At 44.3% G+C, this 6,248-nt stretch carries 4 protein-coding genes; 1 reads left to right on the forward strand and 3 read right to left on the reverse strand.

Annotated features, from left to right (window positions below; genetic code table 11):
• Positions 1-2,233, reverse strand: a 2,233-nt coding sequence (locus LC574_RS21630; RefSeq protein ID WP_306422148.1) for a hypothetical protein, incomplete at its 3' end; no start/stop codon positions are given.
• The gene (locus LC574_RS21635) at positions 2,163-2,321 is read right to left on the reverse strand and encodes a hypothetical protein (RefSeq protein WP_229455538.1); all 159 of its coding nucleotides are present in this window, start codon (positions 2,319-2,321) and stop codon (positions 2,163-2,165) included. The genes LC574_RS21630 and LC574_RS21635, both read right to left, overlap by 71 nt.
• Before the next feature lie 286 nt (positions 2,322-2,607).
• Here LC574_RS21635 and LC574_RS21640 point away from each other — a divergent pair, with 286 nt between their 5' ends.
• Positions 2,608-4,263, forward strand: a complete 1,656-nt coding sequence (locus LC574_RS21640; protein ID WP_229455541.1) for an iron uptake porin — start codon at positions 2,608-2,610, stop codon at positions 4,261-4,263.
• A gap of 435 nt (positions 4,264-4,698) precedes the next feature.
• Here the strand turns inward: LC574_RS21640 and ligA are convergent.
• A partial coding sequence (gene ligA / locus LC574_RS21645) for an NAD-dependent DNA ligase LigA (RefSeq protein ID WP_229455539.1) occupies positions 4,699-6,248 on the reverse strand: 1,550 nt, incomplete at its 5' end.

The raw sequence follows: 6,248 nt of genomic DNA on the forward strand, positions 1-6,248 counted from the left end.
CCCGCCGGTCGGTGACGTGACGCGATGCACTGGAAGAAGGAGGTGTGCCATGACCCACGATCAGAGCCCCACCCCGCCCGTCGTCGAACTCGGCACCGCGGAGAGCTGGCGGCTCCTCGAGTCGCAGAGCCTCGGACGCCTGGCGCTCGTGGACGCGTCCGGCGAGCCCCGCATCTACCCGGTGAACTTCATCAGATTGCTGTAAAGATTTCCACACACTCGATAAGATTACCTTCACCCCTTGGGGATTTTGTTGATGCAGTTGTTGTAGAGTGATGGGAGATGGTTGTACCCATTCCAGCGCTGCATTTGTCAAGGCTAAAGGTTTGGGTTGGAGAACATCGTTTTGATTCTCTGGGATTTTTGGGCCAGCAGCTAATAGGCGCAAAACTTTACCCCGTAGTTGCACCGCTTTAATAGCGGCTATAGTAATTTGTTGTTCTCCATTTGGCAACCAGACCACAATTTGAATTTCAGAGTCAGAAGTGATTCCCAAAGTTTTCCAGAAAAATTTGGCGGCGTCAGTTTTGGGTGGGTTCAAATTCTCAAAGGGGGAATTTAGCCAGCGTTTCCCGTCATTAAATGCACTCACCTCCACCTGATACCAAATTTGGTTATCCGTGAGTTTCAAATCTGCTGACGAATTTGGTTGCAGCCATTGAGTGCTAGTAACTTGAGTGATTGGTTGGACTGTACCAACAATTTGACTAGGGTGAGTAGAGGATATTTGCGATGCACCCTCACCCTTGAGTCTTGCTAACAAATCTTGAATATAGGCAAGATTATCTTTTGTAATTTTTGGTTGTGCCTTCAACCAAGAATTAGCATGTCCTTCTCCCTGCTGAACTGCTAAAATCAAAGCGAACCAAGCTTGCACCTCTGGTCTATTTGGGTTCACCCGCAACGCCGCCCCCGTGCGATTCCATAACCGTTTTTTATCAGCTTTGAGTAGGGTAGCAATTTCTTGGGCATTATGTGGCGACGCTTCAAACACCTGTAAAGCTTTCTCCCAACGACCATCAATCAAATCTGCCAGCACTTCTTGACTAGGACTTGCCCAATTTTTCTGGGCTTGGGTTTTAGTAAATTGAGAATGCAAGCGAATCAAATCCATTTGCGCTTGCGCCGCCTCTGGCAAAACTCCTTTGCGCTGTTTCTTGATGAATTTCAACCATTCAAAGGCTGGTGTCCACAGTCCACTACGGGCAATTGATAGAGCGTTTTGATATGCATAATCCTTGAGGGCTGATGATTTGAGGGTAATCGCCTCCAATTGAATTGGTTTGAGGAATAACTTCAGAGGCTTGATTTGGTAAACCTGTAAATGCGGTTCTAAACCTATAGTTTGATCAACAACTAACTCTTTGGTACTATCACCAGTTATCTGCTGCCATTTGGGTAATTGTCCGTTAGGACTAGTCCAAGACAACATTTGTAGTAAGTTTGTGCGTTCTGGATTGTAGTATACGACGTGACCATAAGCGATGGCTTCGCCAACGTCTGCGACGAACGCACCAGTTTCTTGTTGACGTTGAAAGAGCAAATTAAACCAAACACCTGGTGATGGTGTCCCACCTTCAAAGCGTTGCACTTCAGTTAAAGGTAGGGGAATGCTGATATCCTGGGGTTCTGATGTCCCATCAGGTGAGGGAGAAATCACAAAGGATTCATCTGGCCCAGTTACAGGTAATTGAGTCGTTAGATAGTAGTAATTTTCTGACTGAGATTTAAACTCTAACTCTTCTGAGCGTTCATAAACCCTGAGTTCAACGAGTTCTTCACAATCAGATTGACAATTAGGACGCTGTTGAAAAACTGGCAATAAAAAGGAGTCTTCCGCATCCTGATGTAAAGGCAGAGTTTCCCCGACTATTTGGTTTTTTTGACTCAAATCGAGTTGAATTTGTTTGAGAGTTTGGGGGCGTTCGTGCTTACCAAGGGGGATTTGTGCCCATACAGGTAAAATTTTATTTAGCCAGCTTACCTGATCTGGATTGAAGATGAAGAGAACACTAATCCAGGCAAAAGCCATAATTAGACTAGCACTACTTAAGAGAATTGCGATCGCTAGCATTGACAACAACCAACTTCCCCGTTTTAGCTTTTTCTGGGGTTTTTTAACGACGCGTTTCACCATACCTGCGTGAGATTTATTTTGTTTATTAATCCAGTTGGGCATTGGGCATTGGGCATTGGGCATTGGGCAGGGCATGGGGCATTGGGCATTGGGCATTGGGCATGGGGCATGGGGCATGGGGAACAATAACTAAATAACCCAAGTTGCTGAATTTGAATATAAAAGTCCTACTTAACAAATTCATATTTCCACTCAGTAACGCCAAATTCCAAGTTTCAATCTCGAAGTTCCGAGTTCAAAAGCCGAAGCAATAATATTTCCCCCTGCCCCCACTCCCCACTCCCCACTCCCCTGTTATACTCGTCCTTTCAGAAGTTGCCCAGAAGGACTAAGTTTAATTTGGGAGAAAATACGTAAATTTTCCCATGTGAATGCTAGATAATTGCGAATACACTTTTCACTTAAGTATGTGAGCAAAGTGTAAAAAGTTGAAAGGTATACTTATTAGCCGCAGTCATCGCAAAACCTGGATGCTCGCATGGTTACTAATTGCGGGAGTAAATGGAGTTGCACAAAAAGCGCTAGCACAAGAGTACACAGACACAGGAACTACTCAGGCGCAGGAAAGTATAGATTTAAATTCTTCTTCCCTCTCCCCAGTAAATCCGATGGCGCAAGTTACATCGGTTTCTCAACTCAAAGACGTACAACCCAACGATTGGGCATTCCAAGCATTACAATCTTTGGTAGAACGCTATGGTTGTATAGCTGGCTATCCAGATAGCAACTATCGAGGTAATCGCGCCTTAACTCGGTATGAATTCGCCGCCGGTGTGAATGCTTGTTTAGATAAAGTCAACGAATTAATTACTACAGCTACCAGCGATTTAATCACCCGCGAAGATTTAGCAATATTACAAAAATTGCAGTCAGAATTTGCCCCTGAATTAGCAACTTTACGGGGTCGTGTCGATAGTTTAGAAACCAAAACCGCCGAAATCGAAGCCAACCAATTCTCAACAACAACCAAACTCAGTGGATTACTAATAGTTGGCATTCAAGGACGGACTAGCAATCGTGGTGATGTGAATCCTAGAGATGGACAAAAAGATACAGATGATGCGGGGACAAATATTAATGTTATGTCCCTGGCGCAACTATATTTAACTAGTCAAATCACTCCCCGTAGTTATTTGTTTACAGGTCTTTTGGATGGTAAAGGAAAAACTACGCCTAGATTTACCAATAGTGTTTCCCGAAATGATGTTTTACTTGGCTACGAATTTCCTACAGATAACTTGATTGTAAGTGACCTCAACTTTCATTGGTTGGTGACAGATAAATTAGCAGTAATGGTGGGAACAGAAGGCGTAAGTATGCCAGCTGCTTTCCGAGGCCCCAATCGGGTAGAAAGTGCTGCAACAGGGCCATTGTCTTATTTTGCCCAAAGAAACCCAATTTTAAATATGGGATACGGTCACGGCGGTATAGCTATTGATTGGCAATTTGCTAAACGCGCTAGTTTGCAGGCAATTTATACTAGTTATCAACCAGGAAATCCCGGTAAAGGTAGCGGTTTATTTGATGGAACCACGACTACAGGTGTGCAATTGCTGCTAACACCAACCGATACTCTAGATTTAAGTTTGTATTACGTTAACAATTACTCCTCAGATGGTTGTTTACTAACCTTTGTTGGCGATGAATGCTTAACTACAGTTAATACCACTACCGGAAAATCAGCACCATTGCAAACTAACGGCGTGGGTGCAACTGTAACTTGGCAAATTTCTCCCCGTATTAGCGCAGGTGCATGGGGTGGTTATACTAAATCTTACATTCCTGGGCGATCGGGAAATGTAGAAACGACAAATTATATGGTGTTTCTGAATTTCCCTGATTTATTTGCTAAAGGAAATTTGGGGGGAATCTATGTCGGTCAACCTCCTAAAATCACCAGTAGCAACTTACCTGTAGGGAATAATGTTCCTGATTTTGTCAATACTGGTTTAGGACGTGCAGGTGGACAACCAGGGACGACTACTCAAATTGAGGCATTTTATCGTTTTCAGCTAACAGATAACATTAGCATTACACCAGGAATAATTCATATCTTGGAGCCTGGTAATACACCAGATAATGACTCAGTTACCATCGGCATTCTGCGGAGTACTTTTCTTTTTTAACAAGTGGTGGGGGTAAAAGGTTGCATAGCTTCTATAGCAATTCTTGCAGGAGTCGTGAAAAATATATATAAGGAAACGAACCGCCCTTCGGGTTCACCAGTCGCCTACGGCGGGAAACCCGCCTACAGCGCTGGTTCACCAAGAACGCCAAGGACGCAAAGAGAAGAAAGAAAAAAGAGATATATAATTTTCACAAATGACTTAGGACTGCTATATCAAGCAGCGCGTATGTTAGTCGGGGTCTAAATCCCCGTCACAAAACGTAATTGCGAACTTGTACTGAGCTTGTACTGAGCTTGTCCTGAGCGTAGTCGAAGGGCGTAGTCGTTGGCGCAGCCTCTCGTAGAGAAGGGCGTAGCCGAAGTATTGCGAACTTGTACTGAGCGTAGCCGAAGTATTGCGTATTGCGTATTGCGAATTGTGGCCAGATATGCATCAATCCTCAAGCATCTCCAACAACTGCGGCTCGCTTAATTGCGTAATTCCCAAGGAAAGCGCTTTTTCTAATTTAGAACCTGCATCTTCTCCTACTACCAAATAATCTGTTTTTTTACTCACTGATTCAGTCACTTTCCCACCAGCTTTTTGAATCAAAGCTTTCGCTTCATCTCGCTTTAAGGTTGGCAATGTTCCCGTAATTACAAAAGTTTTACCTGCGAACTTTTGATTACTATCACCAACTGTTTTTGTTTCTTCTGTGGCTGCTAATTGCAATCCTTCTGCTTGCAATCGTTCTATTAACCTTTGGTTGGCATCAATGCGAAACCACTGGTACACAGATTGGGCAATTTCAGCACCGATACCATAAATTCCTTCAATATCTGATTGCTTTGCTGTAGCTAACTGGTCTACAGTGAAATATTTCTGAGTCAACAATTGGGCATTCACACTGCCAACGTGACGGATGCCTAAACCATACAATACCCTTGACCAAGGTTGGTTTTTCGATTGAGCGATCGCATCCACTAATTTCTCTGCCGACTTTTGACCCATCCTTTCTAATGCACACAATTTACTTTCTGTCAACCCATACAAATCGGCAACGGAATGCACCAAACCTTTATCAACGAGTTGATGCACCAGCTTTTCCCCCAAGCCTTTAATATCTAAGGCATCACGACTTACCCAATGTTCAATGGAACCTTTGAGAATCGCCGCACAAGAAGCATTGACGCACCGAGTTACCGCCTCACCTGATTCTCGCACCACTGGTTGACCACAGACTGGGCAATGGGTGGGCATAACGAAGGGTTCAGTGTCAGAGGGACGGAGTTCTTTTAGTACCCTCAGCACTTCTGGGATGATTTCTCCAGCTTTGCGGACGATGACAGTATCGCCAATGCGAATGTCTAATTGAGTAATGCGATCGCTATTGTGTAAAGTAGCGCGAGAAACTGTTGTCCCCGCTAGTTGCACAGGGCGCATCTCGGCTAACGGCGTTAACGCCCCCGTTCTTCCCACATTTACAGCAATATTTTCTACACGGGTGGGTGCTTCTTCGGCTGGGTACTTCAAAGCGATCGCCCAGCGAGGGAATTTCTGCGTAAACCCTAGCTGTTCCTGAAGTTTAAAAGAATTCAGCTTTACTACTACCCCATCAGTCATATAGGGTAAATTCAGCCGTTCCGTATCCCAGTATTCATAATATTTTGCCACTTCTGCGATCGAGGCACATAGTTTATGGTTGAGGTTGACTCGAAAACCCATCTTTTCTAATAACTCCAATGCTTCCCATTGGGTATTGGCAATACTGGTGTCATCTCTACCAGGAATGTGTAACGTGTAGCCAAAGAAATCTAATCGCCGTTTAGCGACAATGCGCGAGTCTAGTTGCCTGAGTGTACCAGCTGCGGCATTACGGGGATTGGCAAATAATTGCTCACCTGCTTTTTGCCTTTCCTCATTAATTTGTTTAAACACTTCCAACGGTAAAAACGCCTCGCCGCGTACTTCCACCCTTTCTAGAATTTCTAACCCTTCAAAAT

Source organism: Nostoc sp. CHAB 5715, from assembly GCF_020829685.1.
In the GTDB taxonomy this organism is placed as follows: Bacteria; Cyanobacteriota; Cyanobacteriia; order Cyanobacteriales; family Nostocaceae; genus Nostoc.

Coding starts and splice junctions, on each gene's coding strand:
- LC574_RS21635 (WP_229455538.1), bottom strand. CDS start 2,321: ATGAATTTGTTAAGTAGGACTTTTATATTCAAATTCAGCAACTTGGGT.
- LC574_RS21640 (WP_229455541.1), top strand. CDS start 2,608: ATGCTCGCATGGTTACTAATTGCGGGAGTAAATGGAGTTGCACAAAAA.